This is a genomic window from Comamonas sp. 4034, assembly GCF_050434545.1.
GTDB lineage: Bacteria > Pseudomonadota > Gammaproteobacteria > Burkholderiales > Burkholderiaceae_C > Comamonas > Comamonas odontotermitis.
Window position 1 is genome coordinate 237,667 of sequence record NZ_JBNDIT010000004.1, and the last position, 24,250, is coordinate 261,916.

At 61.6% G+C, this 24,250-nt stretch carries 19 protein-coding genes and 2 tRNA genes; 15 read left to right on the forward strand and 6 right to left on the reverse strand.

Annotated elements, in window-relative coordinates; all coding sequences use genetic code 11:
- Positions 1–201 precede the first annotated feature (201 nt).
- Entirely contained in the window at positions 202–2,997 is a 2,796-nt protein-coding gene (gene polA, locus ABIE32_RS06630) for a DNA polymerase I (protein ID WP_429014845.1), read from the reverse strand.
- Between the two features lie 52 nt (positions 2,998–3,049).
- On the opposite strand from polA, the gene ABIE32_RS06635 reads away from it, so the two are divergent.
- From ABIE32_RS06635 to ABIE32_RS06645, 3 genes are all read left to right on the forward strand, one after another.
- Entirely contained in the window at positions 3,050–3,415 is a 366-nt protein-coding gene (locus ABIE32_RS06635; protein WP_429014846.1) for a hypothetical protein, read from the forward strand.
- 161 nt (positions 3,416–3,576) lie between these two features.
- Positions 3,577–4,551 carry a homoserine kinase gene (locus ABIE32_RS06640; protein WP_429014847.1) on the forward strand — a complete coding sequence of 325 codons (975 nt, stop codon included), beginning with the start codon at positions 3,577–3,579 and terminating at the stop codon, positions 4,549–4,551.
- 248 nt (positions 4,552–4,799) lie between these two features.
- Complete coding sequence (locus tag ABIE32_RS06645) at positions 4,800–5,609, forward strand: BPSS1780 family membrane protein (RefSeq protein ID WP_224150042.1); 810 nt, start codon at positions 4,800–4,802, stop codon at positions 5,607–5,609.
- A 66-nt stretch (positions 5,610–5,675) separates the two neighbouring features.
- Here the strand turns inward: ABIE32_RS06645 and ABIE32_RS06650 are convergent, their stop codons facing one another.
- The gene (locus tag ABIE32_RS06650) at positions 5,676–6,773 is read right to left on the reverse strand and encodes an FUSC family protein (protein ID WP_429014848.1); all 1,098 of its coding nucleotides are present in this window, start codon (positions 6,771–6,773) and stop codon (positions 5,676–5,678) included.
- A 380-nt stretch (positions 6,774–7,153) separates the two neighbouring features.
- Entirely contained in the window at positions 7,154–9,622 is a 2,469-nt protein-coding gene (locus ABIE32_RS06655) for a UvrD-helicase domain-containing protein (protein ID WP_429014850.1), read from the reverse strand.
- 294 nt (positions 9,623–9,916) lie between these two features.
- Between ABIE32_RS06655 and ABIE32_RS06660 the strand changes: the two genes are divergently transcribed.
- The 7 genes from ABIE32_RS06660 (at position 9,917) to ABIE32_RS06690 (ending at position 15,262) form a co-directional block, all read left to right on the forward strand.
- Positions 9,917–10,894, forward strand: a complete 978-nt coding sequence (locus ABIE32_RS06660; protein WP_224150045.1) for a GMP reductase — start codon at positions 9,917–9,919, stop codon at positions 10,892–10,894.
- A gap of 237 nt (positions 10,895–11,131) precedes the next feature.
- Positions 11,132–11,207: transfer RNA gene (locus ABIE32_RS06665), tRNA-Lys, on the forward strand.
- A 65-nt stretch (positions 11,208–11,272) separates the two neighbouring features.
- Positions 11,273–11,348, forward strand: a tRNA-Lys gene (locus ABIE32_RS06670).
- A gap of 173 nt (positions 11,349–11,521) precedes the next feature.
- Positions 11,522–12,022, forward strand: coding sequence for a copper chaperone PCu(A)C (locus ABIE32_RS06675; protein WP_224150046.1), 501 nt, complete (start codon positions 11,522–11,524; stop codon positions 12,020–12,022).
- 355 nt (positions 12,023–12,377) lie between these two features.
- Complete coding sequence (locus ABIE32_RS06680) at positions 12,378–13,283, forward strand: hypothetical protein (RefSeq protein WP_429014852.1); 906 nt, start codon at positions 12,378–12,380, stop codon at positions 13,281–13,283.
- Positions 13,284–13,295: 12 nt separating this feature from the next.
- Positions 13,296–13,835, forward strand: a complete 540-nt coding sequence (locus tag ABIE32_RS06685; RefSeq protein WP_395026964.1) for a GTP-binding protein — start codon at positions 13,296–13,298, stop codon at positions 13,833–13,835.
- Positions 13,836–14,020: 185 nt separating this feature from the next.
- On the forward strand, positions 14,021–15,262 hold the full coding sequence (locus ABIE32_RS06690; protein WP_224150050.1) for a multidrug effflux MFS transporter: 1,242 nt from the start codon (positions 14,021–14,023) through the stop codon (positions 15,260–15,262).
- A 115-nt stretch (positions 15,263–15,377) separates the two neighbouring features.
- On the opposite strand, the gene ABIE32_RS06695 is transcribed toward ABIE32_RS06690, so the two are convergent.
- Positions 15,378–17,414: a DEAD/DEAH box helicase gene (locus ABIE32_RS06695; protein WP_429014853.1), complete on the reverse strand. Its 2,037-nt coding sequence runs from the start codon at positions 17,412–17,414 to the stop codon at positions 15,378–15,380.
- A 259-nt stretch (positions 17,415–17,673) separates the two neighbouring features.
- Between ABIE32_RS06695 and ABIE32_RS06700 the strand changes: the two genes are divergently transcribed.
- Positions 17,674–18,558, forward strand: a complete 885-nt coding sequence (locus ABIE32_RS06700; RefSeq protein WP_429014855.1) for a hypothetical protein — start codon at positions 17,674–17,676, stop codon at positions 18,556–18,558.
- Here the strand turns inward: ABIE32_RS06700 and orn are convergent.
- The gene (orn, locus tag ABIE32_RS06705) at positions 18,551–19,162 is read right to left on the reverse strand and encodes an oligoribonuclease (protein WP_224150053.1); all 612 of its coding nucleotides are present in this window, start codon (positions 19,160–19,162) and stop codon (positions 18,551–18,553) included. The genes ABIE32_RS06700 and orn overlap by 8 nt on opposite strands.
- Here orn and ABIE32_RS06710 point away from each other — a divergent pair.
- Genes ABIE32_RS06710 through rsgA form a run of 3 tightly spaced genes read left to right on the forward strand, consistent with a single transcriptional unit; the run spans position 19,161 to position 21,846 of the window.
- Entirely contained in the window at positions 19,161–20,510 is a 1,350-nt protein-coding gene (locus tag ABIE32_RS06710) for a M48 family metallopeptidase (protein ID WP_429014857.1), read from the forward strand. The two genes, orn and ABIE32_RS06710, sit on opposite strands and share 2 nt — an antisense overlap.
- Positions 20,507–20,851 (forward strand): 4a-hydroxytetrahydrobiopterin dehydratase, encoded by a 345-nt coding sequence (locus ABIE32_RS06715; RefSeq protein WP_184707684.1) that lies wholly within the window; start codon positions 20,507–20,509, stop codon positions 20,849–20,851. Before ABIE32_RS06710 ends, ABIE32_RS06715 begins: the two co-directional genes overlap by 4 nt.
- 5 nt (positions 20,852–20,856) lie before the next feature.
- The gene (gene rsgA / locus ABIE32_RS06720) at positions 20,857–21,846 is read left to right on the forward strand and encodes a ribosome small subunit-dependent GTPase A (protein ID WP_429014859.1); all 990 of its coding nucleotides are present in this window, start codon (positions 20,857–20,859) and stop codon (positions 21,844–21,846) included.
- A gap of 104 nt (positions 21,847–21,950) precedes the next feature.
- Here the strand turns inward: rsgA and ABIE32_RS06725 are convergent, their stop codons facing one another.
- Positions 21,951–22,916: a LysR family transcriptional regulator gene (locus tag ABIE32_RS06725; protein WP_429014861.1), complete on the reverse strand. Its 966-nt coding sequence runs from the start codon at positions 22,914–22,916 to the stop codon at positions 21,951–21,953.
- 152 nt (positions 22,917–23,068) lie between these two features.
- Here ABIE32_RS06725 and ABIE32_RS06730 point away from each other — a divergent pair, with 152 nt between their 5' ends.
- The gene (locus ABIE32_RS06730) at positions 23,069–24,244 is read left to right on the forward strand and encodes an MFS transporter (RefSeq protein WP_429014862.1); all 1,176 of its coding nucleotides are present in this window, start codon (positions 23,069–23,071) and stop codon (positions 24,242–24,244) included.
- The last annotated feature ends 6 nt before the right edge of the window (positions 24,245–24,250 follow it).

A 24,250-nucleotide genomic window follows, 5' to 3' on the forward strand; every position in this document is an offset into this window, starting at 1 on the left:
GACTCTGTTGCAATAATAAAAATAACCCTGGCAGAAAAAGGCAAGGCTGTGCAGGCTCAGGCGTTTGCACATCGTTTCCGACCATGACACTCGCCGTACCGACCGCCATGACTCCCAAACCATGTGCGGTACACGGGGCTCTGGTCGAGCTTGTCCTGAGTGGGCTTGCCCGGGTGCAACCAGGCACCCGGGCACTACCCGTCAATGGGCTTTTTCCCAGTTCGGCCCAAAGCCGATTTCTGCCAGCAATGGCACCTTCAGCTCTGCCACACCGGCCATGAGGGCCGGGATCTCGGCCTTGACCCAATCCTGCTCGGCGGCAGGCAGCTCGAAAACCAGTTCGTCATGCACCTGCATGATGACCAGGACACCGGGCTTTTCCACGTCCAGCTTGGCCTGCACCGCCACCATGGCCTTCTTGATCAGATCAGCCGCCGTGCCCTGCATGGGCGCATTGATGGCGGCACGCTCGGCTGCTTTCTTGCGCGGACCATTGCCGCCGTTGATCTCGGGCAGCACCAGACGGCGTCCGAACACGGTTTCCACATAGCCTTGCGCATGCGCCAGCTCCACGGTCTGGTCCATGTAGCGCTTCACGCCAGGGTAGCGCTGGAAGTATTTGTCGATGTAGGCAGCTGCAGCCTTGGTTTCGATGCCCAGGTTCTTGGCAAGACCAAAGCTGCTCATGCCATAGATCAGCCCGAAATTGATGACCTTGGCATAGCGGCGCTGCTCACTGCTGACCTGATCGACCGGCACGCCAAACACCTCGGACGCGGTGGCCCGGTGCACGTCAAGCCCGTCGCGGAACGCGTTGAGCAAGGCCTCGTCACCCGAGAGGTGGGCCATGATGCGCAGCTCGATCTGCGAATAGTCGGCACTGGCAATGAGCTTGCCCTCGGGCGCAACAAAGGCTTCGCGGATGCGGCGCCCTTCGGGGGTGCGCACGGGAATGTTCTGCAGATTCGGGTCGTTGCTGGACAGGCGACCCGTTACCGCCACGGCCTGCGCATAGTGGGTATGCACCCGGCCATCGCTTGGCAAGGCCATCTGGGCCAGCTTGTCGGTATAGGTGCCCTTGAGCTTGGAGAGCGAACGGTGCTCCAGGATCTTGGCGGGCAGCGGATAGTCTTCGGCCAGCTTTTCCAGCACTTCTTCGTCGGTACTGCGCGCGCCGGTGGCGGTTTTCTTGACCACGGGCAAGCCCAGCTTGTCAAAAAAGATCTCGCCCAGCTGCTTGGGGCTGCTCAGGTTGAACTGCTGGCCGGCGATGTCGTAGGCCTCGTTTTCCAGTTGCAGAATGCGCGTGCCCAACTCGTTGCTCTGCCGCGCCAGCTCGCCCGCGTCAATGCTCACGCCATTGCGCTCGATGCGGAACAGCGCTTCGCTGGTCTGCATCTCCAACTCGTAGATGTGCAGCAGGCCGGCGTTGGCCTGGATGCGCGGCCACAGCACCTCGTGCACGTTCAGGGTCTGGTCGGAATCCTCGCAGCTGTACGCAGCCGCCTTGTCGACAGCCACCTGGGCGAAGGGAATCTGACTTTTGCCCTTTCCGCACAGGTCTTCGTAGCTGATGCCGGTGCGCCCTGTGTGACGCAGCGCAAGGCTGGTCAGGTTGTGGGGCCGGTCCGCCTCCAGCACATAGCTTTGCAGCATGGTGTCGTGGGCATAGCCTCGCACCGTGATGCCGTGGTTGGCAAACACATGCTGGTCGTATTTGACGTGCTGGCCCAGCTTCTTCCTGCTGGCATCCTCCAGCCAGGGCTTGAGCTTGGTCAATACCGCATCCAACGGCAGTTGCTCAGGCACATCCAGCCCTTCGTGGCGCAGCGGAATATAGGCGGCCTCGCCAATGGCGACGCTGAAGCTGATGCCCACGATCCGGGCCACCATTTCATCGAGCGAATCGGTTTCGGTATCGATTGCGGTCAGTTCGGCTGCCTGAATTTTGGCGATCCAGGCATCCAGGTCCGTCTCGGTCAGGATCGTGTGGTAGACCACATCGCGTTGCTGGGCGTTGATGGCGATCTCGGTGGTTTCGGCATCGTTGGCATCAAAAAGGCCGCTCTGGGCATTTTCCGTTTTGGACGAAGACGTGCCAGCGGCCGCCGCGCCGAGCGCGCGCGCCAGGCCCTTGAAACCGTATTTTTCGTAGAAAGGTGCAAGCCCTGCACTGTCTGGCTCGGCGAGGGTGATGCCGTCGAGTTGCGGCAAACCCACAATGTGCGCGGCCAGGTCGCAGTCGGTCTTCATGGTCACCAACTGGCGGCTCAGCGCCAACTGGCCCGAGGCGATGGCGTCTCGCAGGTTCTGCCCTGCAACGCCCTTGATGCTGGCGGCATTGGCAATGAGGTTGTCCAGCGAGCCGTGCTCTTCCAGCCACTTGGCGGCCGTCTTGGGGCCGACCTTGGCCACACCGGGCACGTTGTCCACGGTATCGCCCACCAGCGCCTGGTAATCGACCATCAGGGATGGCGGCACCCCGAATTCTGCGATCACGCCTGCCACGTCGCGCTTCTTGCCGTTCATCGTGTCGATGATGGTGACATGCTCATTCACCAGCTGGCTCAGATCCTTGTCGCCGCTGGAGACAATCACCTGGATGCCTTGCGCGGCGGCTGTCTGCGCCAGCGTGGCGATCACATCGTCGGCCTCCACGCCCGGCACGGCCACCACCTTCCAGCCCAGCAGCTTCACCACTTCGTGGATCGGCTCGATCTGGCTGCGCAGGTCGTCCGGCATCGGCGAGCGCGTGGCCTTGTACTCGGTATACAGATGATCCCGGAAGGTCGGGCCGCTCGTGTCGAACACGCAGACGGCATAGTCCGCCTGCACATCCTTGCGCAGGGCCTGCATCATGTTGACCATGCCACGAATGGCGCCCGTTGCCGGGCTGGCAGGGTCGCCGGGCACGGCACGCAGATCGGGCATGGCGTGGTAGGCACGGTACAGGTAGCTGGAACCGTCCACCAGCACTAAAGTAGGAGGATTACTCATATTGACATTGTGCCCGCTACGCAAAGGCCGGGTGACAAATTACAATCCTGTTATGCGCGCTATAACCACTTCTTTGATCGCCTCTGCACTGGCCCTGGTGCTGGCAACGGCCCATGCCCAGACACCGCCTCCTGCCCAAGAGCCCGCCCCTGCGGCCGCCAACCAGAGCGAATCCGGGAAAAAGACCGAGTCCAACGACAAATACAACCAGAAGGCCGAGTACATCCACGTCGAAGACGCTGGCAGCCGCATTGACGAAGTGCGTATTGGGGGCCAGACGCAAAGCATCCATGTGCAACCCAAGGTAGGCAACATGCCGGCTTACGAGGTCAAGCCCACGGATGGTGCCCGCAGCCGTCCCGATGGCTTTGGCGACACGCAAAACAAGAAGCGCGTCTGGAACATCGGCAATTTCTGAGTGCCGCACTGCATCAAATCAGGCACCTGACCCAGACTTGCGATAATCAGCCCCTTGTGACTTGCCGCCCCTGGCGGCAAGCAGCACAGCCAGCCAGGCAACGGCGCCGGCTGGCTTTGTTTTTGTTGTGCCCCCTTTCATCGCCTTCTCTCTGACCCGACATGGCTGTTTTCACCGAAGTATCCGACAAGGCTGCCAAAGCCCTGCTCAAACGCGTGCCCCTGGGCGAATTCGTGTCGCTGCGCGGCATTGAAGGCGGCATTGAAAACACCAATTACTTCCTGACCACCAGCGAAGGCGAGTACGTGCTGACGCTGTTCGAACGCCTGCGCGCCGACCAGCTGCCGTTCTACCTGTACCTGATGAAGCACCTGGCACAAGCCGGTATTCCGGTGCCCGATCCACAGGCCGAAAGCAAGACCGGCGACATTCTGCTGCAGGTGGAAGGCAAGCCCGCCGCCATCGTCAACAAGCTGCGTGGCAAGAGCCAGCTGGCGCCGCAGGCGGTGCACTGCCAGTCGCTGGGCGGCATGCTGGCCCGCATGCATCTGGCAGGCCAGGATTTTCCGCGCCAGCAGCCCAATCTGCGCGGCCTGCCCTGGTGGAACGAAACCGTGCCGGTGGTGTTGCCGCATCTGGAGCAACCCGCCGCCGAACTGCTCACGAGCGAGCTGGCCTACCAGAACCACATTGCCGCCTCGTCCGCCTACACGGCACTGCCGCGTGGCCCGGTGCATGCCGATCTGTTCCGCGACAACGCCATGTTTGACGGCGACGAGATGACCGGCATCTTCGATTTCTACTTTGCTGGTGTCGACACCTTGCTGTTCGACATTGCCGTTGTGATGAACGACTGGTGTGTCGACCTTGCCACTGGTGTCATCGACCAGGCGCGCGCAGACGCCCTGCTTGCGGCCTACCAGGCGGTGCGCCCCTTTACCGCGCCAGAGCGCCAACTGCTGCCTGCCATGCTGCGCGCCGGCGCCTTGCGCTTCTGGATCTCACGCCTGTGGGATTTCTACCTGCCCCGTGAGGCCTCGATGCTCAAGCCCCACGACCCCACGCACTTTGAGCGCGTGCTGCGTGCCCGCCTGGCCTCACCATTCGTGCTGAACACGCCAGTCGCCACAAAATGATAGCTGGCAGCGCTCTTCGTTATTGATTTTTGAACATAAACATTATCAAAATTCAACAGCACTGCACGCTAACCGCTCTCTTTTTGATAGGGACCAGCCATGCACCCCGGTGTAGCCAGGCCTGCCCGGCCCACTGCCCATGGCATGCCAATTCCTCACGCGCCCCCGCCCATCCGGGCATGGGTTACAGTGAACCATCCCCTTTTTGATTGATGTGCTGCGGCCACACGCTGCAGCCTGCTTTGTGCATGAAACTTCGTATCGCAACGGCCGCCCAGGGCGTTCATTGGGTGCGTGATGGATTTGCGGCCTTTCGCCAGCAACCCATAGCGCTCATCTCGCTGTTCTTCTTCTGCTTTCTGGTGCTGGGCATTGTGGGCGCGGTGCCCGTGATCGGCTTTGTACTGACTTTCGGCCTGGTACCCCTGTTTTCACTGTGCATGATGCTGGGCGCAGCATTGACCATGCAGGGCCAGAAACCAACGCTGCCGGTGGTGCTGCAGGCCATGCGCATGGAGCCAGCCCAGCGCAAGTCCTTCGTCATCCTGGGCGCCTTGTTTGTGCTTGGCCTGCTGCTGGCCGTGGGGCTTTCCACCCTGTTTGACGGCGGGGAGTTCGCGCGCATGTTCATTCTGGGAGAGCAGATCAAGCAGGAGGCACTGACCCAATCCGGCGTGCAATTGGCTGCCCTCACGATGACGGTGATGTATCTGGCCCTGACTGCTGTTTTCTGGCACGCTCCGGGCCTCGTGTACTGGCACCGCGTGCCTGCTGTGAAGGCACTGTTTTTCAGTGTGGTGGCCTGCATGCGCAACATCGGCGCATTTGCCACCTATGGCCTGGTGTGGCTGGCGGTGAACGTGGGCGCACTCATTGCCCTGAGCCTGCTGGGCGGAATAGTGGCCTCGGTCGCTGGCGTTGCGGGCGGTGCAATTGTGCTGATTGCAGGCTCGCTGGTACTGTCGGTGGTGTACTTTGTCTCGGTGGTCTTCAGCTTTCGAGACTGCTTTGATGCACCCGAGCAGCCAGCAGCACTGCCCACTACCCCGGCGGAATAAGGCAGAGTTGCAACGCAAGTTTCAATAGAATTTTCACGCAGGCGCGCTTCCCGAGCGCGCCTTTTGCTATTGTTTTTGATGCATCTTGCGCAAATGCGCCCGGTCGTCCATCGACGAGAAAACCACGGCAAAGACGATCCCCAGCGCCGCGCCCAAAATCGTGTCCATCACCCGCTCCTGCGGCATGCCGACGCTGGCCGCTGGTGAGGCCAGATGGGTCATCAACAGCGCCATCGGCGTGACCGTGATCTGGCCGAGCGCGTAGTTGTAGCCAATGATGATCTCGGTGACAAACTGAAAAGCAACGACGCAAACCGCAACCCACCAGAACGACGGCTCCTGCGCCAGGATGAGCCCCACCACGACTGCGCCAACCACAGTGCCAGCCATGCGTTGCAGCGCGCGGTTCATGGTGATGTGCAGGTGAGCCCCTTGCATGACCGCCGTGGCGCCGATGGCAGCCCACGCCGGGTGGTGCCACCCCAAGGCATGGGCAATGGCCGCCGACAGCCCTGCACCAGCGGTGATGCGGCCTGCCGCCATCCACCCCGCCCGTAGCGATGGCACAGCGGCAGCGGGCATCTGGATACGTGGCAGCTCGGCACGGCGCATCCAGTCTGTGGCCCCGCACACGAGACAGGCCACGATCCCTCCAGCTACAGTGCCCAGGGTGCGCCCGCCCAGCGCCCCCCAGGTAGCAACGGGCGCCAGCGAAGCACCTGCCGCAAACACAAGAATGACCGCGCCCGGACCGCCTAGCTGCCAGCGGCTGACAACCAGGGTCGAGCCCCCCGCAATCAGCGCCAGCACCACCATCATCGCCCATGGTGGCGCACCCGCCAGCGACGCAAGCGATGGAATCAATACGGCCAACGCCAATAGCGCGGCACACACCACGACAATGCGCATGCGCTTTTCGACAGGCGCAAAGCGGCCGAACAAGGCCGCCAACGCACCCAGCGCCGGATAGCCTACCAGTTGCGGCCATGGTGACAAGCGCGCCACTGCCAGTGCCACCAGCACCGCCAATGCTGCCTGCAGCGCCGCTACGAGGGCAATGCGCAGCGAAGGCTGAGGCGCCAGGCTCAGGCTGTCGCGCAGCTGGCGGTGCGAAAACAGTTGCAGCAGGGCCTGGTGGCGGCGAACGCTGGTGGAAGAAGACATGTGCAAGATTCCTTGTCGGCCAGGAAATCGTCCCCCAAAGGCCTGCAAGGCGGCTTGGCCATGGCCGCAGGCGGGCTGGAAGTGCTCCGGGAATCCCGGGCAGCAATTTCAGGCAGCTTGCGGTGATCGCCTGCTGACCCGGCAAGGCACAGCTTGCTGCGCGACTCACGCAGATGTGAGCCGTTACTGCCTTGGGATACCCATATAGTATCCCAGGCAACCATTTTCTGCGCCCGCAAGGACTTTCGGCAATGCGCCCAGGCACTACCGACGCGCAGCAGCATGCGCAAACAATATGCAAGCGCACACTACCGCAGATGATCGCAGCGGCAGCTGGAAAGAGACGCTATTTATTCAATACCGTCAGTGGTGCAGCCAGCCTACACCACCGTGAGCTTGGCAACCGACAGCGCCAGCCACTTGGTGCCATGGCGCGGAAAATGCACCTGCGCGCGCGCATCGTCGCCTGTGCCTTCCACCGCCAACACCTTGCCTTCGCCGAACTTGTTGTGAAACACCTGAATGCCCACCTTGATGCCATGCGCGGGCTCGGCCTTTTGGGCAGGGATCGGTGTCTTGCCCCACATGCTCATCGATGACTCTGCATTCCAGCTGCCAGTACCCGCCCCGCGTGCGCTGCCCGATCCGGAGCCAAAGGCAAGGCTGCCCATGCCGCTGCCAAACCCCGAGTGCCTGGGCGTGAGCCATTTGAGCGCTTCTTCGGGCAGTTCGTCCAGAAAGCGGCTGCGCACGTTGTAGCGCGTGGTGCCGTGCAGCATGCGCGTCTGCGATGTGGAGAGGTAGAGGCGCTTGCGCGCACGGGTGATCGCCACATACATCAGGCGGCGCTCTTCCTCCAGCCCGCCCATGTCGCTCATCGCGTTTTCATGGGGAAACAGGCCCTCTTCCAGGCCTGCGATGAACACAGCGTCAAACTCCAGCCCCTTGCTGGCGTGTACGGTCATCAGTTGCACGGCGTCCTGCCCGGCCTGTGCCTGGTTGTCGCCCGCCTCCAGTGCAGCGTGCGTCAAAAAGGCCACCAACGGCGACAAGGTCTCGCCGGTGTCAGGGTTGATCATCTGCGCATTGCCCGCATCGGGCCGCGCATTCGGCAGTGGCGTGTCCAGTACCGGCGCATCCGGGTTCAGGCCCTGGCTCACCGGGCTCTGGCCCGCACCCGGAATGCCCATGGCCTCCTGCTCGTCGAGCGGAATCGCGACGGCATCCTTGCCAAAACCTTCCTGCGTGACAAAGCTCTCGGCAGCGGTCACCAGTTCACCCAGGTTGTCGATGCGGTCGGCACCTTCCTTTTCCGTCTGGTAGTGCTCGATCAGGCCACTGGCCTGCAGCATCTTCTCGATCGTCTCACGCAAGGTCTTGCCCTGGGTTTCTTCGCGCAGTACATCGATCAGCGCCACAAAAGCCTGCAGCTTGGTGCCCGCCTTGCCCGCCACGGCTGTCACCGCGTCGTACAGCGAGCAGCCTGCCGCCTGCGCGCCTTCCTGCAACTGCTCGGTGGTGCGCGCACCAATGCCGCGTGGCGGAAAATTCACCACCCGCATGAAGCTGGTGTCATCGTGCGGGTTTTCCAAAAGTCGCAGATAGGCCAGCGCGTGCTTGATTTCGGCCCGTTCGAAAAAGCGCAGGCCCCCATACACCCGGTAAGGCACGCCTGCATTGAACAGGCTGGTTTCCAGAATCCGGCTTTGCGCATTGCTGCGGTAGAGCACGGCAATCTCGCTGCGCGCCACATCGTCGCTTTTGACCAGTGACTTGATCTCGTCCACCATCCACTGCGCCTCGGCCAGATCGGTCACGCTCTCCGACACCCGCACCGGCTCGCCCGGCCCCTGATCGGTGCGCAGGTTCTTGCCCAGGCGGTGGCTGTTGTGGCTGATGAGGGCGTTGGCCGAATCGAGGATGTTGCTGTAGCTGCGGTAGTTCTGCTCCAGCTTGATCTGCTGGCGCACATCGAATTCGCGCACGAAATCCTGCATATTGCCCACGCGCGCACCACGGAAGGCATAGATGCTCTGGTCGTCGTCGCCCACGGCAATCACGCTGCTACTTGACTCAAAGCGCCCACCCACCACATCGCCAGCCAGTTGCTTGAGCCACAGGTACTGCAGCCGGTTCGTATCCTGGAACTCGTCCACCAGGATATGGCGGAAACGGTGCTGGTAATGCTGGCGGATCGGTGCGTTGTCGCGCAGCAGCTCATAGCTGCGCAGCATCAACTCGCCAAAATCAACCACGCCTTCGCGCTGGCACTGCTCTTCGTACAACTGGTACAGCTCCACCTTCTTGCGCTCTGCCATGTCGCGCGCCTGCACATCGGCCGGGCGCAGGCCCTCTTCCTTGCAGCCACTGATGAAATACTGCAGTTGCTTGGGCGGCAGCGATTCCTCGTCGACATTGAACTGCTTGCACAAGCGCTTGACCGCCGAGAGCTGATCCTGCGTGTCGAGAATCTGAAAGGTTTGCGGCAGGTTGGCCGATTTATGGTGCGCACGCAGCATGCGGTTGCACAGGCCGTGGAATGTGCCAATCCACATGCCGCGCACATTGATCGGCAGCATGGCAGACAGGCGCGTGAGCATTTCCTTGGCCGCCTTATTGGTAAAGGTGACAGCCAGAATGCCACCCGGCGTGGCGCGGCCTGTCTGCAGCAGCCAGGCAATGCGGGTAGTGAGCACGCGCGTCTTGCCGGAGCCGGCGCCAGCCAGGATCAGCGCGTGGCCGGCAGGCAGGGTGACGGCGGCGAGCTGCTCTTCATTGAGCCCATTGAGCAGTGGCAGGTGTGCGGAAGTGGGCGCAGGCGGGGCGGCAAACAAATCATTCGAATCCATGCCGCTATTGTAGGGAGCCGGCACCAGGCAACGCCCAGGCCGGCAAACCCCTTAAATATGGCTGGCAAGTACCGCACTCACCACCAAGGCTTTTGCCCCAGCGACGCTTGCTGTTAGAATCAATCACCGGGCCCAAGATTCTTGTGACCCGGTTTTTTTGTGCCTGCGCCAGCAGGAATGGTGCATCCCCTCGTGCGAGATGCACCCGCAAAACCGGTTTCCAAGCCAAGCGCCTTTTGCTATGCAATCGCTGCGAAACAGTTCGCGGCAACCTCTCATGGAGCTTGGAATCAAATGGAAATCTTCGACTACGACAATATCCTTCTGCTGCCCCGCAAGTGCCGCGTGGAAAGCCGCTCGGAATGCGACACCAGCGTGGAACTGGGCAATCGCAGCTTCAAGCTGCCGGTCGTGCCCGCCAACATGAAGACCGTGGTGGACGAGAAAATCTGCACCTTCCTGGCGCAGAACGGCTTCTTCTACGTGATGCACCGCTTCGACATCGACAACGTGGCCTTCACCAAGGACATGCAAGGCAAGGGCCTGTTCGCATCGATCTCGCTGGGCGTGAAGCAACCCGACTACGACACGGTGGACCGCTTCGTGGCCGAAGGCATCTGCCCCGAATACATCACCATCGACATCGCGCACGGCCATGCCGACAGCGTGAAGAACATGATCCAGTACCTGAAGGCCAAGATTCCTGCCGCCTTCGTGATCGCCGGCAACGTGGGCACGCCCGAAGCCGTGATCGACCTGGAAAACTGGGGCGCTGACGCCACCAAGGTCGGCATCGGCCCTGGCAAGGTCTGCATCACCAAGCTCAAAACGGGTTTTGGCACAGGTGGCTGGCAGCTGTCGGCCCTCAAGTGGTGTGCCCGCGTTGCCACCAAGCCCATCATCGCCGACGGCGGTATCCGCAGCCATGGCGACATTGCAAAGAGTGTGCGTTTCGGCGCCACCATGGTCATGGTTGGCTCGCTGTTTGCCGGCCATGAAGAGTCACCCGGAAAGACGGTCGAAGTCGATGGCGAACTGTTCAAGGAGTACTACGGCTCGGCATCGGACTTCAACAAGGGCGAGTACAAGCACGTGGAAGGCAAGCGCATTCTGGAGCCCGTCAAAGGCAAGCTGGCAGACACCCTGACCGAGATGCAGCAGGATGTGCAATCATCCATCAGCTACTCGGGCGGCAAGAAGCTCATGGATATCCGCAAGGTCAACTACGTCATTCTGGGCGGCGACAACGCAGGCGAGCACCTGCTGATGTAACCCTGATGGGCGCAGGGGTGCCTTGTTCGCCGGGTCCCGTCAAGTACCGAAAAAACAAGGCACCAGCGCTGTACCGAAAAGCGCAGATAGCTATCCTATCGATAGCATTCTCTGCCATAGCCACTCCTGGGTGATCGCAAAAAACAAAAGCCAATGACCACGTTTTCCCTGACAAGCGTAAAAATTGGTGCATAATACAAGGCTTGCTGCAGCACACAGCTGCAAGCAAACAAATGTGGGCTCTTAGCTCAGTTGGTAGAGCAGCGGACTCTTAATCCGTTGGTCGAGTGTTCGAATCACTCAGGGCCCACCACATTTTTCAGCGATTGGCTTCTTGCCGGTTGCAACCGGATCAGACACCTCACGGTGCATGGTTACGGGCTCTTAGCTCAGTTGGTAGAGCAGCGGACTCTTAATCCGTTGGTCGAGTGTTCGAATCACTCAGGGCCCACCAGACACGGCCTAGGCTTCTTGCCTAGGCCGTTTTCTTTTGCCTGCTCCACACCAACACCCTCACCCGCATGCGTGATGGAAGCCAGACTTGTAGAATGGGCCTGATCAGCTTCCCGCAGTGCGGGCACCTTGCCTGCCCTGCATCCTCTCCCTCCTCTTCACTCTATAGCCGCCATGCCTCGCCTGCTACGCCCCTTGCTCGCCACCATTGCATTTGCTGCCGCCAGCAGCGCATTCGCTCACGTCTCCGTCAGCAACGCCTGGGCGCGCGCGTCGGTGGCCGGGCAACAAGCCACGGGGGTGTTCATGGATCTGCGCTCCGGCCATGACAATGCCAAACTGGTTGGAGTCAAGACCGAGGCAGCGGCATCTGCCGAAATCCACGAAATGAGCATGCAGGACAACGTCATGAAGATGCGTGCCGTACAGAGCGTGGACCTGCCCAACGGCCAGACCGTCAACCTCAAGCCGGGCGCTTTCCACATCATGCTGATGGGCCTGAAACAACCGCTGAATGCTGGCGACAACGTGCAGCTCACGCTGGAGGTGGTGCACGAAGACGGCCTCAAGGAGAGCATCGCGGTGACGGCACCGGCACGCGCCCTCAACAGCGGCGCACCCGCTGCCAAGTCGGGCGGCGGCGACGCACACCAGCACGGCGCGCACCAGCACTGATTGCTGCCAACTGCAACACACCCCATCTCCTGCCAGCCGCTGCAATCCAGCGGCTTTTCTTTTGCCCGGACTGCCAAAGGCCATGAACCGCAGTGCGACATATGGATTTTCGCGCCATCGCAGTGTTACCTTTAAACACAGGTTACATTTGTCTTGTAATCAGGGTTTCCACTAATTCTCACAGGGGAAATTCGATAAATTCAATAATCAATTTGTTCTCCATTGATTTGAATTATTGACATTCATTTACAACCTCTGAAAATGTATTTACCTGCAAGCGGAGAGCAAGAAATAGCAGGCACAGTAATGCCTGTCATTTCCGAGATTGAACATGTTGCTGCATGGGAGAGTATGAATGTCTGACCTGATTTTGCATGCCGCCCATTTGAGTGAAGCACATCAACTGCGCTTTAGTTATTTGTTTGACGTGGCCGCCAAGCGCTGGCGCGATAGCCAGGCCACAGGCTCTGCCAAGCCTGCCACCGAGCTCTGGGTAGTGGACGCACAGAGTGCGTCCGAAGCCATCAGCAAGCGCCCTGATAACGCGTGCGTCCTGTTGATTGCCAGCGACGACCAGGCCGATGCCCTGCGTGCGCAATGGCCACACCAGATCGATGGCCAGCTGCCACCTGATTACAGCGTGGGCCGCCTCACGCAGATGCTTGAGCAGATGAGCCTGCAGGCCCACAGCAAACGTCTGCGCGAAACGGTAAAGAATCGCCGCATGCAAGGCATGACCACATCGCACAACGTGCAGATCAAGAACGCGGATGCTGCCTTCCTGAAGGCGACAGAGCTGGACATGGCTCCTGCGCCAGTCTCTGCTGCCATGACCGATGTACCGACGGTCTCCACCTATACGGCATCAGACACCGAGCCTGTGACCGGCACCCGCTTTCGCATCAGACGCTGGACGCAATTGACCGGCAGCATGGCCGGACAGGCGCACCGCCAGATTCTGGCGGCCTTGATTTCCGGTGAACGCACCCTGGAGGAACTGGGCGAGCGCGCGCCACTGGACCGCGCCGAGCTGCTGCGCCTGCTGCAGGTCCTGCGCGGCAAGGGTGTCCTGGTGGAATTGCATCCACTGGCGCCCCTGCCTCCTGCATTTGCCGAAACGGTACAGGCATCGGCAGTGCCAGAGGCTGCAACTGCAGCCACCCTGCAAAGCCAGGGTATTGCACGGGGCCTGTTCCGCCAGCTCAGCCGCTGGATCGGCCAGAACCGCAATGCCAACGATTCCGGCACGACCTCCACCTAAAGTCAGACTCGTATGCAACACCTCATCAAACGCATCGTACTGGTCGGCCCCATGGGCATTGGCAAGACCACGGCCATTCGCAGCCTCTGCGGGAGTCTGGCCATCGAGTGCGAAGTGCCCAACCTCGACAAACAGGCCCACGCCAAGGAAACCACGACCGTGGGCCTGGATTTTGGCGAGATCAAGCTGGACGACAATGACACCTTGCAGGTGTATGGCTGCCCCGGCCAGGAACGCTACGATTTCGTGCGCGAGTGGGCGCTGTCACTGGCCTTTGGTGCGATTGTCATGGTCGATATCCATGAGCCCAATGCCCTGGAGCACACCGCAACCCTGATCCAGCAGTGCTTCCGCTCCCCCAAACTGCAGGTGGTGGTGGTATTGATCTCGCGCCCTGCATCGGCGGCGCAGCAGGAAATGTTCACCGTACGCCTGTCCAACTATCCGCAATGTGCGGTGCCGGTGCTCAGTGCCGACCCTCGCAACCCGGCGCAGATGCTCGACACCCTCGACATCATCGCCGCCATGCTGCCAGACGAAACCCCGGCCTGACCCGCCACCTGCGGGGCGCGACATACCAGAGCGACTGCACAGACCCGTGGCTTCGGGTAAGCTGCAGCGCTGTCCCTGAGAACCTGCGCTGATGCCTGTGCGGCAATGGCGGCTGGCGCCTCTCCTCCCTCTTTTTCTGCCTTTGACACCGGCGCCACCCGCTGCAAGCGCGTGGCGCGCTTCCCATGAACGATCTCCGCTCTGCTACCGCCCCATCCAAACCCACACCCCAATGGGTTCTGGCGGTCATGCTGGCGCTTCTGGGCATGCTGGGACCGTTCTCCATCGACACCTACCTGCCCGCATTCGACGGTATTGCGGCATCCTTGCAGGCCTCTCCGCTGCAGATGCAGCAGACGCTGTCAGCGTATCTGTTCGGCTTCGCCTTCATGAACCTGTTCCACGGCGCGCTGTCCGACAGTCTGGGCCGCCGCCCCGTGGTGCTGTGGGGGCTTGCAGCGTTTGCGCTGACCTCCGCAGGCTGCGCGCTCGCCCGGACACCCGAGCAGCTGATCCTGTTCCGCGCCCTGCAAGGCTGCACCACCGGCGCCGGCATCGTGGTGTCGCGCGCCGTGGTGCGCGACCTGTTTCCACCTGCACAAGCACAGCGGGTGATGAGCCAGATCACCATCTACTTCGGCATTGCCCCGGCCATTGCGCCCATGATTGGTGGCGCTTTCATTGCCTACGCCAGTTGGCAGTCCATCTTCTGGCTGCTGACGGTGATCGGCGTGCTGTTGTGGGCGTACAACTGGCGCCTGCTACCCGAGAGCCTGCCTCCCGCCAAGCGCCAGCCCTTTGACCTGAAGAACCTGATGCGTGGCTACTGGCAGTTGTGCACCAGCCCACGTTTTCTGCTGTTGGCCGCAGCCAGCGGCGTGCCTTTCAATGGCATGTTCATCTATATCCTGTCGGCGCCTACGTTCCTGGGTACGCACATGAAGATGCAGCCCACCCAGTTCTTCTGGTTCTTCCTGTGCACCATCGGCGGCATCATGGCGGGCGCCTGGGTGAGTGGCCGTCTGGCGGGCAAGATACCTCCCAAGCGCCAGGTGCGCCACGGGTTCCTGATCATGTTCGTGACCTCCAGCATCTATCTGCTGCTGAACCTGGTACTGCCGCCCCACCCCGCCTGGGCGCTCGTACCGCTGGGCATTTATTCGTTTGGCTGGGCCTTGATGACCCCCGTAGTGACCTTGCTGGTGCTCGATCTGCATCCTGAACGCCGTGGCCTCGCCTCTTCGCTGCAGGCCGTGGTGTCTTCGGTTGCCAATGGACTGGTAGCCGGTGTACTGGCGCCACTGGTGATGGATTCCACCATCGCGCTGGCGGTTGCCTCAATGTGCCTGATGGCGGCCGGTCTCATCAGCTGGGTCTACTTTCACCACCGCTGGCCCGACATTGGCCGGCATTCTTCCAAGCATTGATCCTGAGAACCTGTTTACGAGCTGAAATCGGCAGATAGCGCTTATCCACAAAGCGCTTCTTGCTCCTAAAAAAAGAGCTTCCCGAAGGAAGCTCTTTTTGTTGTGCGATCAATGATCAGCGGTTGCGCTCGGTGCGCTTGCGGTCACCCGCTGGTGCGTAAGGGCGGCCGCCACGGTCGCCAAAGCGGTTCTCACCGGCACCACCTGGGCGGCGCGGCGCAAAATCGCCGCCGCCATGGCGCGGGCCTGCACTGCGCGGGCCACGGCTGTCACCGCCGCCACCAAAGCGATCACTGCGCTCAGGGCGGTCACCACGTTCAAAGCGGCGGTCGGCAGGTGCACGGTCAAAGCTGCGGCCTTCGGGACGCGGTGCGCGATCCTGGAAGCGGTCGCCGCCACGGTCGTTGAAACGGTCGCCGCCGCGATCAGCACGCTGCTCAAAGCGTGGCGCGCGGTCGTCACGGTCAAAACGCGGACGGCTGTCGCCACCACGGTTGGCACCAAAGCCTTCACCAAAGCCAGGCTTGCGCGGTGCACCGCCAAAACCGCCCGAACGGGAGCCGCCGCCGCTGTCGCCAAACCCTGACTTGCGGCCATAGCCGTCGCCGTCGCGGCGGCCACCAAAGCCACGGTCACCACCACCACCAAAGCCGCCACGGCCTGGACGGCCACGGTCGCCACCACGGCCACCGCGCGGACCTTCGCTGCGGGCAGGGAAGCGCTGGACTGGCTCCAGGCCAGGAATCACTTCGGGCTTGAACTGCTGCTTGGTATAACCTTCAATGTCGAACACGCGACGACGGTCACGGAACTCTGCAAAGGTCACCGCCAGACCGGAGCGGCCCGCGCGACCGGTACGGCCGATGCGGTGGGTATAGTCTTCCGCCTTCATAGGCAGGCCATAGTTGAAAACGTGGGTGATGGTGGGCACGTCGATACCGCGTGCCGCCACATCGGTAGCCACCAGAATCTGCACCTGGCCGTTGCGCAGCGCCATCAGGCGGCGGTTGCGCAGGCCCTGGCTCAATGCACCGTGCAGTGCCACCGCAGAAAAACCTTCCTGTTGCAGGTCATTGGCGAGGCCATCGCACTCCACTTGCGTGGATGCAAACACGATCGCCTGGTTGATCGAGGCATCACGCAGCCAGTGATCCAGCATCTTGCGCTTGTGGTCGGAGTTGTCGGCCCAGAACAGCACCTGCTTGATATTGGCGTGCTTTTCCTGCGGCGAATCAATGGTCAGCTTCTTCACACCCGCGCCGTTGTCGTGCATCACGCGCATGGCCAGTTGCTGGATGCGCGGTGCGAACGTGGCACTGAACATCATGGTCTGCTTGCGCTGGATGGTCAGTTGGTTGATTTCAGCCAGGTCGTCGGAGAAGCCCAGATCCAGCATGCGGTCGGCTTCGTCAACCACCAGGAACTGCACCTTGTCGAGCTTGATCTGCAGCGAACGCTGCAGGTCGAGCAGACGGCCAGGCGTTGCCACCACCAGGTCGGCGTTCTGCAGTTTTGCGATCTGCAGTTGGTAAGGCATGCCGCCCACCACGTTGGCGATGCGCAGGCCCTTGCAATGGCGCACCAGCTCGATGGCGTCATGCGCCACCTGCTGTGCCAGCTCGCGCGTTGGGCACAGAATCAGGGCGCCGGGCTGCGCTGCCTTGAAGTTGCGTGGGCTCAGCGGGTTCTTGCGCTTGGCGCGCTTGGGGGGCTGCTCGCCACGGGCCACCGCTTCGGCCGCCAGACGGTCGTGCTCCGCGCGCTCTGCCGCAGCGGCAGCAGCTTGCTGCTGGATCAAGGTGTGCAGCACGGGCAGCAGGAAGGCAGCGGTCTTGCCCGAGCCGGTCTGGCTCGACACCATCAGATCGGTGAAATGGTCAGACTCTTCGCCTTCGCCGTACATGGCCAAGGGAATGGCGCGCTCTTGCACCGCGGTGGGCTGGGTGTAGCCCAGGTCCTTGACGGCTTGCACCAGCTCGGGCGCCAGGCCCAGCTCGACAAAGCCGTTGGGCTCGTCGGCCTGTGCTTCTACGGTTTCCGATTCGGTGGAATCAACGGAATCGGTGGATTCCATGTTTTCGACGTGATTTTCAGCGTCGGTAAAGTTTTGTGCAGGCGCGGCTTCGCCCTGCAGATGGAGGTCTTGCGTCATTTTGAAAAATAGCAATGGCGGGCCTCTGCGCGGTTCGCAACGCAGTTCCGGTCCGTTCATGGTTGTAAATACATCAACCATCAAACGGTATCGGCCAGAGTGTGTGCCGTGGGCTTGCTTCAAAACGGCCATGCTGCGAATCGCATGGCCTGGACGCCCAGAGAATGAAGGGAGATGTGCGTATCACCGCCGTAAGTGGCGGAAGGAAGCGTGGATTATCGCACGTTTCGGGTTTTCCCGCATCATGCCAAGGACATCTGTGATTCAAGGCGTCCATCTGCAAGCTCCAGAAGCCCATGGCTTTGAAAAACCCGGTGACCCAGGTCATTCTTGTCGGGCCAAGGCAAAGCTTCCACTACGATGTCTCCACACGCATCACAATCAGGAGACCGGCATGACCATGTGTTCACGACCTTTCATGGCTATCACTGGCCTGCTCGGGGCCGCCCTGCTGGCAGCTTGCGGCGGTGGCAGCGATAGCTCAGAAGAAGCCAGGGATTCCAGCGATTGTTTCAACACCGGTTTTTATCGCCAGGACACCCAGATCAATGTTACGCAGAGTAGCCGCTTGAACGACGCGCCCGCAATGGAGTCTCGCTTTCTGCACTGGGTAACCAGCCAGAAAGAAGAGAATGGCATCAACACCATTTATGTCTCGCCAGACACCGGACGAGCCAGCATTCACTACTCCATCGAAGGTGGAGCGCTGCTGTACCACGGCTATAACGCGTTCAATATCGGTGCCACCAGCCGACAGAGCCTGACGCCGGCCCAACAGTCGGTGATCGCTATGGCGCCCGGCCAGACCACTTCGCAGACCATCGTACAAACCGATAGCCGCTCGACAGCCGATCAGGAAATCAAGACCGTGACCACCCTGGCCTACACAAGAACTTACGAGGGCAGAGAGGCCATCAGCACCGCCCTCGGTCAGTTCGAGGCCTGCCGTTTCCTCACCACCATTGCTGCCAGCCCGGAAGGCAACCCCGACGCCAACAGCAATGCACAAACCACCTCCTGGGTGGCATCTGCAGGCACTTACCGTGGACTCACGCTCAAAGAGCGCACCATCACCCGCCAGGCCGGCAAAACCGATACCCTGGTGACCGAGGCAAGCCGGGTCAATCAGTTCGACATCAGGTAGCCGACTCGGGCGCCAGCTGTAAAAAATGCGTCCGGTAGTACACCAGCTCGTCGATCGATTCATGCACATCGGCCAGCGCCGTGTGCTTTTGCGCCTTCTTGAAGCCAGTCACCACAGCTGGCTTCCAGCGCCGAGCCAGCTCCTTGAGAGTGCTGACATCGACATTGCGGTAGTGGAAATAGGCCTCCAGCTCCGGCATGTAGCGTGCAAGAAACCGGCGGTCCTGCCCGATGCTGTTGCCGCACATCGGCACCTTGCCCTTGGGCACGTAACGCTTCATGAAGCGCAGCGCCTCCTTTTGCGCATCTTCCTCGGTCACGGTTGAGGCCTTGACACGCTCGGTCAGCCCACTTCTTCCGTGGGTGCCCCGGTTCCAGGCGTCCATCTTGCCCAACTCCTCATCGCTTTGGTGGATGGCAATCACCGGGCCTTCGATGCGCACGCTCAGGTCGGCATTGGTCACCACCAGCGCGATCTCGATCACACGGTGTTCTTCAGGGTTCAGTCCCGTCATCTCGCAGTCCAGCCAGACCAGGTTCAGGTCCGATTTGTCCAGCTGCGGCGCAGACTCTGGCGCGACGGCAGGGGTGTTCTTGTCTTGCATGCGGGTGATTGTCGCCGATGCCCTACACTTGATCGCTTTCCGTTTTTCAACAGCCCCACTCGTGACTTTATCGCTGTCGTTCACCCTGATCTTTGCTGCCGCGCTGGCGCTGGGCGTCCTGGTCAAACTCTGGCTCGCTTCGCGCCAGATGCGCCATGTGGCAGCCCACCGCAATGCGGTTCCCGCATTGTTTGCAGACCGCATCAGTCTGTCTGCCCACCAGAAAGCGGCCGATTACACCATCGCCAAAACCCGCTTTGGCCTGCTGGAGCTGGCACTTGGCACCGTGGTGCTGCTGGGCTGGACCTTGTTGGGCGGCCTTGATGCCCTGAACCACTGGCTGCTGGATGCCATGGGCGGCGGCATGCTGCAGCAACTGGCGCTGGTGGCCGTTTTTGCGTTGATCGGCGGGCTGATCGACCTGCCGGGCAGCTATTACCAGACCTTTGTCATCGAGCAGCGCTTTGGTTTCAACAAGATGACCCCAGGCCTCTGGCTGGGCGATCTGTTCAAAGGCGCGGCCATGGGCGCCATCATCGGCCTGCCGATCCTGGCCGTGATCCTGTGGCTGATGGGAGCCGCCGGCCGCTGGTGGTGGCTGTGGGCCTGGGCCGTGTGGATGGGCTTCAACCTGTTGCTGATGGTGATCTACCCGGCTTTCATCGCTCCCCTCTTCAACAAGTTCCAGCCCCTGGAAGACGAATCGCTCAAAGCCCGCGTCACGGCATTGATGCAGCGCTGCGGCTTTTCCGCCAAGGGCCTGTTCGTGATGGATGGCAGCCGCCGCAGCCAGCACGCCAACGCTTACTTCACTGGTTTTGGCGCCAGCAAGCGTGTGGTGTTCTTCGATACCCTGCTACAAAAATTGAATGCCGACGAGGTGGACGCAGTGCTCGCGCACGAGCTGGGCCACTTCAAGCACAAGCACATCATCAAGCGCATGGTGGCGCTGTTTGCGCTCACCCTGCTGGGTTTTGCGCTGCTGGGCTGGCTGTCGGGCCAAGGCTGGTTCTACACCGGGCTGGGCGTCACGCCCAATTTCAACGTCCAAGGGGTGGCAGGTTCTGCCCCCAATGATGCGCTGGCGCTGCTGCTGTTCCTGCTGGCTGCGCCCGTGTTCAGCGGTTTTGTCGCGCCACTGATGGCGCATTCCTCGCGCAAGCATGAGTTTGAAGCCGATGCCTATGCGGTGCAGCAGACGCGCGCGCAGGATCTGCAATCCGCCCTGCTCAAACTGTACGAGGACAATGCCTCCACTCTGACCCCCGATCCGCTCTATGTGCGCTACTACTATTCGCACCCGCCCGCAGTGGAGCGGATCAGCCACATGCAACAATTGACACCATGACGCAATCCCATCTGCCCAAACAAGACTGGTCCGCCCAGACGCGCCGCGCCCTCACTGCCTCCGAGGTGGTGACACAACTGGGCCAGTTGCCCGGCTGGGTGCTGGCTGGTGATGGCGGCGACGTGGCAATCGAAAAAACCTTCCGTTTTGCCAATTACTACGAGACCATGGCCTTTGTGAACGGCGTGGCGCTGATCGCCCACACGCAGGATCACCATCCCGATCTGTCGGTGCACTACAACCGCTGCGTGGTGCGTTTCAATACGCACGATGTGAATGGCCTGTCTGCCACCGATTTTGAATGCGCGCGCCGAATCGAAGCGCTGCTGCAGCTGGCCTGATCCCCATGGCAAAACACGGACGGCGCCCCGGCGCCCACGCGTCAGGCCAGGGCGATACCCAGACCGGCCTGGTTGTGGCCAGCTATGGCCGCCACTGCGTGGTGGAGACTCCAGACGGCGAGCGCCGCATCTGCCACCCGCGCGGCAAGAAAAGCCAGGCCGTGGTGGGCGACCATGTGCTTTGGCTGGCGCCACCGCCCGGCCAGGGCGACGAAGGCACGATCGAGAAGGTGCAGGAGCGCCGCAACGTCTTCTACCGCCAGGACGACATCCGCACCAAGACCTTTGCCGCCAATCTCGACCAGCTCCTGATTCTGATCGCCGCAGAGCCGGTGTTCAGCGAAGTGCAGCTGGCACGCGCCCTGATTGCCGCCGAGGCCGCGCACATCACGCCCATCATCGCCCTCAACAAGATGGACCTGGGCGAGCCCTTTCTGCGTGCCTGGGAACGGCTGGAACCCTACCGAACCATGCGCGACCAGGCGGACGACCCACCGCATTACACGGTGCTGCCATTTGCACTGGAAGGCGCGGACGAGGAGGATCGCGACGCCATCTACGGCCTGCTCGAAGGCAAGACCACCCTGGTGCTGGGCCCCTCGGGCGTGGGAAAAAGCACCTTGATCAACCTGCTGATTCCCGGTGCCAACGTGGCCACCAACGAGATTTCGCAGGCCCTCAACACCGGCAAGCACACCACCACGAGCACAACGCTGTACTGGGTGGACGAGGCGCGCACCACGGCCCTCATCGATTCGCCCGGGTTTCAGGAGTTTGGCCTCTACCATATCGCGCCCACCCAGCTGGCCGCCTGCATGCCCGACATTGGCGCCCACGCCAAGGAATGCAAGTTCTACAACTGCACGCACCTGCATGAGCCCGGCTGCGGCGTGATTGACGCGGTCACGAATGGCTCGCAGACCCTGCCCATCAGCGAAAACCGCTACCGCATCTACCGCGAATTGTTTGACGAACTCAACCTGAGCGCGTATTGAAGCCAGTGCCCTGCGCCAACATTGCTATTGATTTGATAGCATACTGCGCATACTGGGCGGGCGCACTCCATTGAAAAGACCGTAAAGCGGAGAGTTGCCCCCGATCAAGGCTGCAACCACGCCGGTGGCAACTGCTCAGCGTGCGTCAAATCCACATGGGATTTCAGAAAATCCAGCACCGCCCGCGTGCGCGAAGGCAACTGGTCGGGCTTGCCCAGGTATACGGCGTGGATGGGCTCCAGCACGCCCGTGTTGAAGGGCTCCAGCACCACTTTCAATCGGCCTGCATCAATGTCGCTCCATGCATGAAAGAGTGACAATCTGGCAATGCCTGCCCCCTCCACCGCCATGTTGCGCATCACGTCTCCGTCATTGACGCGCAGCGCCTCACCGATCGGCACGTCCACTGCGCGGCCATCCACGGTAAACGGCCAATGGGGCACGGTGCGCTGGTAGTTCCAGCCGATGCGAATGTGGTGCGCCAGGTCCCCCGGATCCTGTGGCGTGCCATGGGTAGCCAGATAGGACGGCGCAGCCACGATCACCTGGCGCGTGTAGCCAAGCAGCCGAGCCACCACGTCAGACGAGGGCAACTTGCCCCAGCGGATGGCAATGTCGGCCTGGGCCTCCATCAGATCCACGACATGGTCGGTAAAGCTCAAATCCAGTACCAACTCGGGATAGGTCTGCATCAAGCGCACCACCAAGGGAACCAGCAGCTTTTGCCCGGTGGATGAGCTGGAATTGATGCGCACCACGCCTTTGGGAACGCTGCGCAGCGAGGCCGCATTTTCCACATCGTTCAAATCCGCCAGCACGCGCTGGCCGCGCTCGTACAACTGGCAGCCTTCAGGCGTCAACTGCACGCGGCGTGTGCTGCGCAGCACCAGTTGAGCCCCCAGGCGCGCTTCGAGGCGGGCCACGATCTTGCTGATGGCCGAGGGCGACACGCCCAGATGGCGGGCCGCGGCCGAGAAGCTGCCCTTTTCCGCCACCTGCACAAACACTTCCAGTTCGCCGGAGCGGTTGATTTCAAACTGCGGGGCTGCAGCAGAACGGGTGGCTTGCATGGTTTTTCCTTGGCCAGGGAGCGGTTTATTTGTGCCACAGCAGCACAAATGCGTTTCCATTATTCCATCTACACAAAGGCAGTGCCAGTCACGACAATTCCTTCTTCCGGGTACGAAGCCCTCCGCTTACCCGCACTGAAAGGAACTTCCCCATGCCCGTATCCCTACTGGCACTCGCCGCCGGCGCCTTTGGCATCGGCACCACAGAATTCATCATCATGGGCCTGCTCACCCAGGTCAGCCAGGACCTGGACATCAGCATTCCCACGGCAGGCACCCTCATTTCGGGCTACGCCTTTGGGGTGGCCGTGGGCGCGCCAGTGCTCACCCTGCTGACGCGCCACTGGCCGCGCAAGCAGTTGCTCCTGAGCCTGATGCTCATCTTCATCGCGGGCAACGTGGCGGCGGTGTTTGCGCCCAACTACGGCTCGCTGATGGCTGCACGCGTACTCACCTCGCTCACGCACGGCACTTTCTTTGGTGTGGGGGCCGTCGTTGCCACCAGCCTGGTGCCCAAGGACAAGCAGGCCTCGGCCATTGCGCTGATGTTTTCCGGCCTGACGCTGGCCACCCTGCTGGGCGTACCCGCCGGCACCTGGATCGGCCAGCATTTTGGCTGGCGCATGGCCTTTGCCGCCGTGGCCGTGGTGGGAGTCGTCGCGTTGGGCATTCTTGCGTTGTTTGTGCCACGTGACCTGAAGCAATCGGCCCCTGCCGCGCTGCGCGATGAACTGTCGGTACTGGCAAGCACCCCGCTGTGGCTGGGTCTGGGCATGACGGTGTTCGGCTTTGGCGGCGTATTTGCACTCTACACCTATGTGGAGCCACTGCTCTCGCAGATCACCCACATGGGCAACACGGGAGTGGCGATCACCCTGCTGCTGTTTGGCGCTGGCTCGGCCGTGGGCAACATCGCTGGCGGCAAGCTGGCCGACCGTGGTGTGGTGCGGGCGCTGTGGATCACGCTGGGTGGTCTGGTGGCAGTCCTGGTGCTGGGCCGTTGGGCGTTTGGCCAGTCGGGCGCCGTGGCCATGGCCTATGTTGCAGCGCTGGGCGTGGTGGCCTTTGCCACCGTGGCCCCCATGCAGATGCGCGTGATGCAAGGCGTGGGCAGCCAGGGCGCCACCTTGGCGTCCAGCCTCAATATTTCGGCCTTCAACCTGGGCAACGCACTGGGCGCCTGGGTGGGTGGCAGCCTGATTGCGGGCGCGGGCCTGCTGTCGATAGCCTGGGGGGCCGCTGCGCTGTCAGCCCTGGGCTTGGTGCTGGTGGGCATGAGCCAGCGCCGCACGGCTGGTGTGGCATGTGCCGCCAGCGCTTCTGCATAAGCTTTT

Bases quoted from the DNA above. Each gene is read 5' to 3' on its own strand.
- ABIE32_RS06680 (WP_429014852.1), top strand. From the start codon at position 12,378: ATGTCTGACCTGATTTTGCATGCCGCCCATTTGAGTGAAGCACATCAA.
- rsgA (WP_429014859.1), top strand. From the start codon at position 20,857: ATGGCAAAACACGGACGGCGCCCCGGCGCCCACGCGTCAGGCCAGGGC.
- ABIE32_RS06725 (WP_429014861.1), bottom strand. From the start codon at position 22,916: ATGCAAGCCACCCGTTCTGCTGCAGCCCCGCAGTTTGAAATCAACCGC.
- ABIE32_RS06660 (WP_224150045.1), top strand. From the start codon at position 9,917: ATGGAAATCTTCGACTACGACAATATCCTTCTGCTGCCCCGCAAGTGC.
- ABIE32_RS06645 (WP_224150042.1), top strand. From the start codon at position 4,800: ATGAAACTTCGTATCGCAACGGCCGCCCAGGGCGTTCATTGGGTGCGT.
- ABIE32_RS06730 (WP_429014862.1), top strand. From the start codon at position 23,069: ATGCCCGTATCCCTACTGGCACTCGCCGCCGGCGCCTTTGGCATCGGC.
- ABIE32_RS06640 (WP_429014847.1), top strand. From the start codon at position 3,577: ATGGCTGTTTTCACCGAAGTATCCGACAAGGCTGCCAAAGCCCTGCTC.
- ABIE32_RS06685 (WP_395026964.1), top strand. From the start codon at position 13,296: ATGCAACACCTCATCAAACGCATCGTACTGGTCGGCCCCATGGGCATT.
- ABIE32_RS06710 (WP_429014857.1), top strand. From the start codon at position 19,161: ATGCGGGTGATTGTCGCCGATGCCCTACACTTGATCGCTTTCCGTTTT.
- ABIE32_RS06675 (WP_224150046.1), top strand. From the start codon at position 11,522: ATGCCTCGCCTGCTACGCCCCTTGCTCGCCACCATTGCATTTGCTGCC.
- orn (WP_224150053.1), bottom strand. From the start codon at position 19,162: ATGCAAGACAAGAACACCCCTGCCGTCGCGCCAGAGTCTGCGCCGCAG.
- ABIE32_RS06655 (WP_429014850.1), bottom strand. From the start codon at position 9,622: ATGGATTCGAATGATTTGTTTGCCGCCCCGCCTGCGCCCACTTCCGCA.
- ABIE32_RS06635 (WP_429014846.1), top strand. From the start codon at position 3,050: ATGCGCGCTATAACCACTTCTTTGATCGCCTCTGCACTGGCCCTGGTG.
- ABIE32_RS06690 (WP_224150050.1), top strand. From the start codon at position 14,021: ATGAACGATCTCCGCTCTGCTACCGCCCCATCCAAACCCACACCCCAA.
- ABIE32_RS06715 (WP_184707684.1), top strand. From the start codon at position 20,507: ATGACGCAATCCCATCTGCCCAAACAAGACTGGTCCGCCCAGACGCGC.
- polA (WP_429014845.1), bottom strand. From the start codon at position 2,997: ATGAGTAATCCTCCTACTTTAGTGCTGGTGGACGGTTCCAGCTACCTG.
- ABIE32_RS06650 (WP_429014848.1), bottom strand. From the start codon at position 6,773: ATGTCTTCTTCCACCAGCGTTCGCCGCCACCAGGCCCTGCTGCAACTG.
- ABIE32_RS06695 (WP_429014853.1), bottom strand. From the start codon at position 17,414: ATGACGCAAGACCTCCATCTGCAGGGCGAAGCCGCGCCTGCACAAAAC.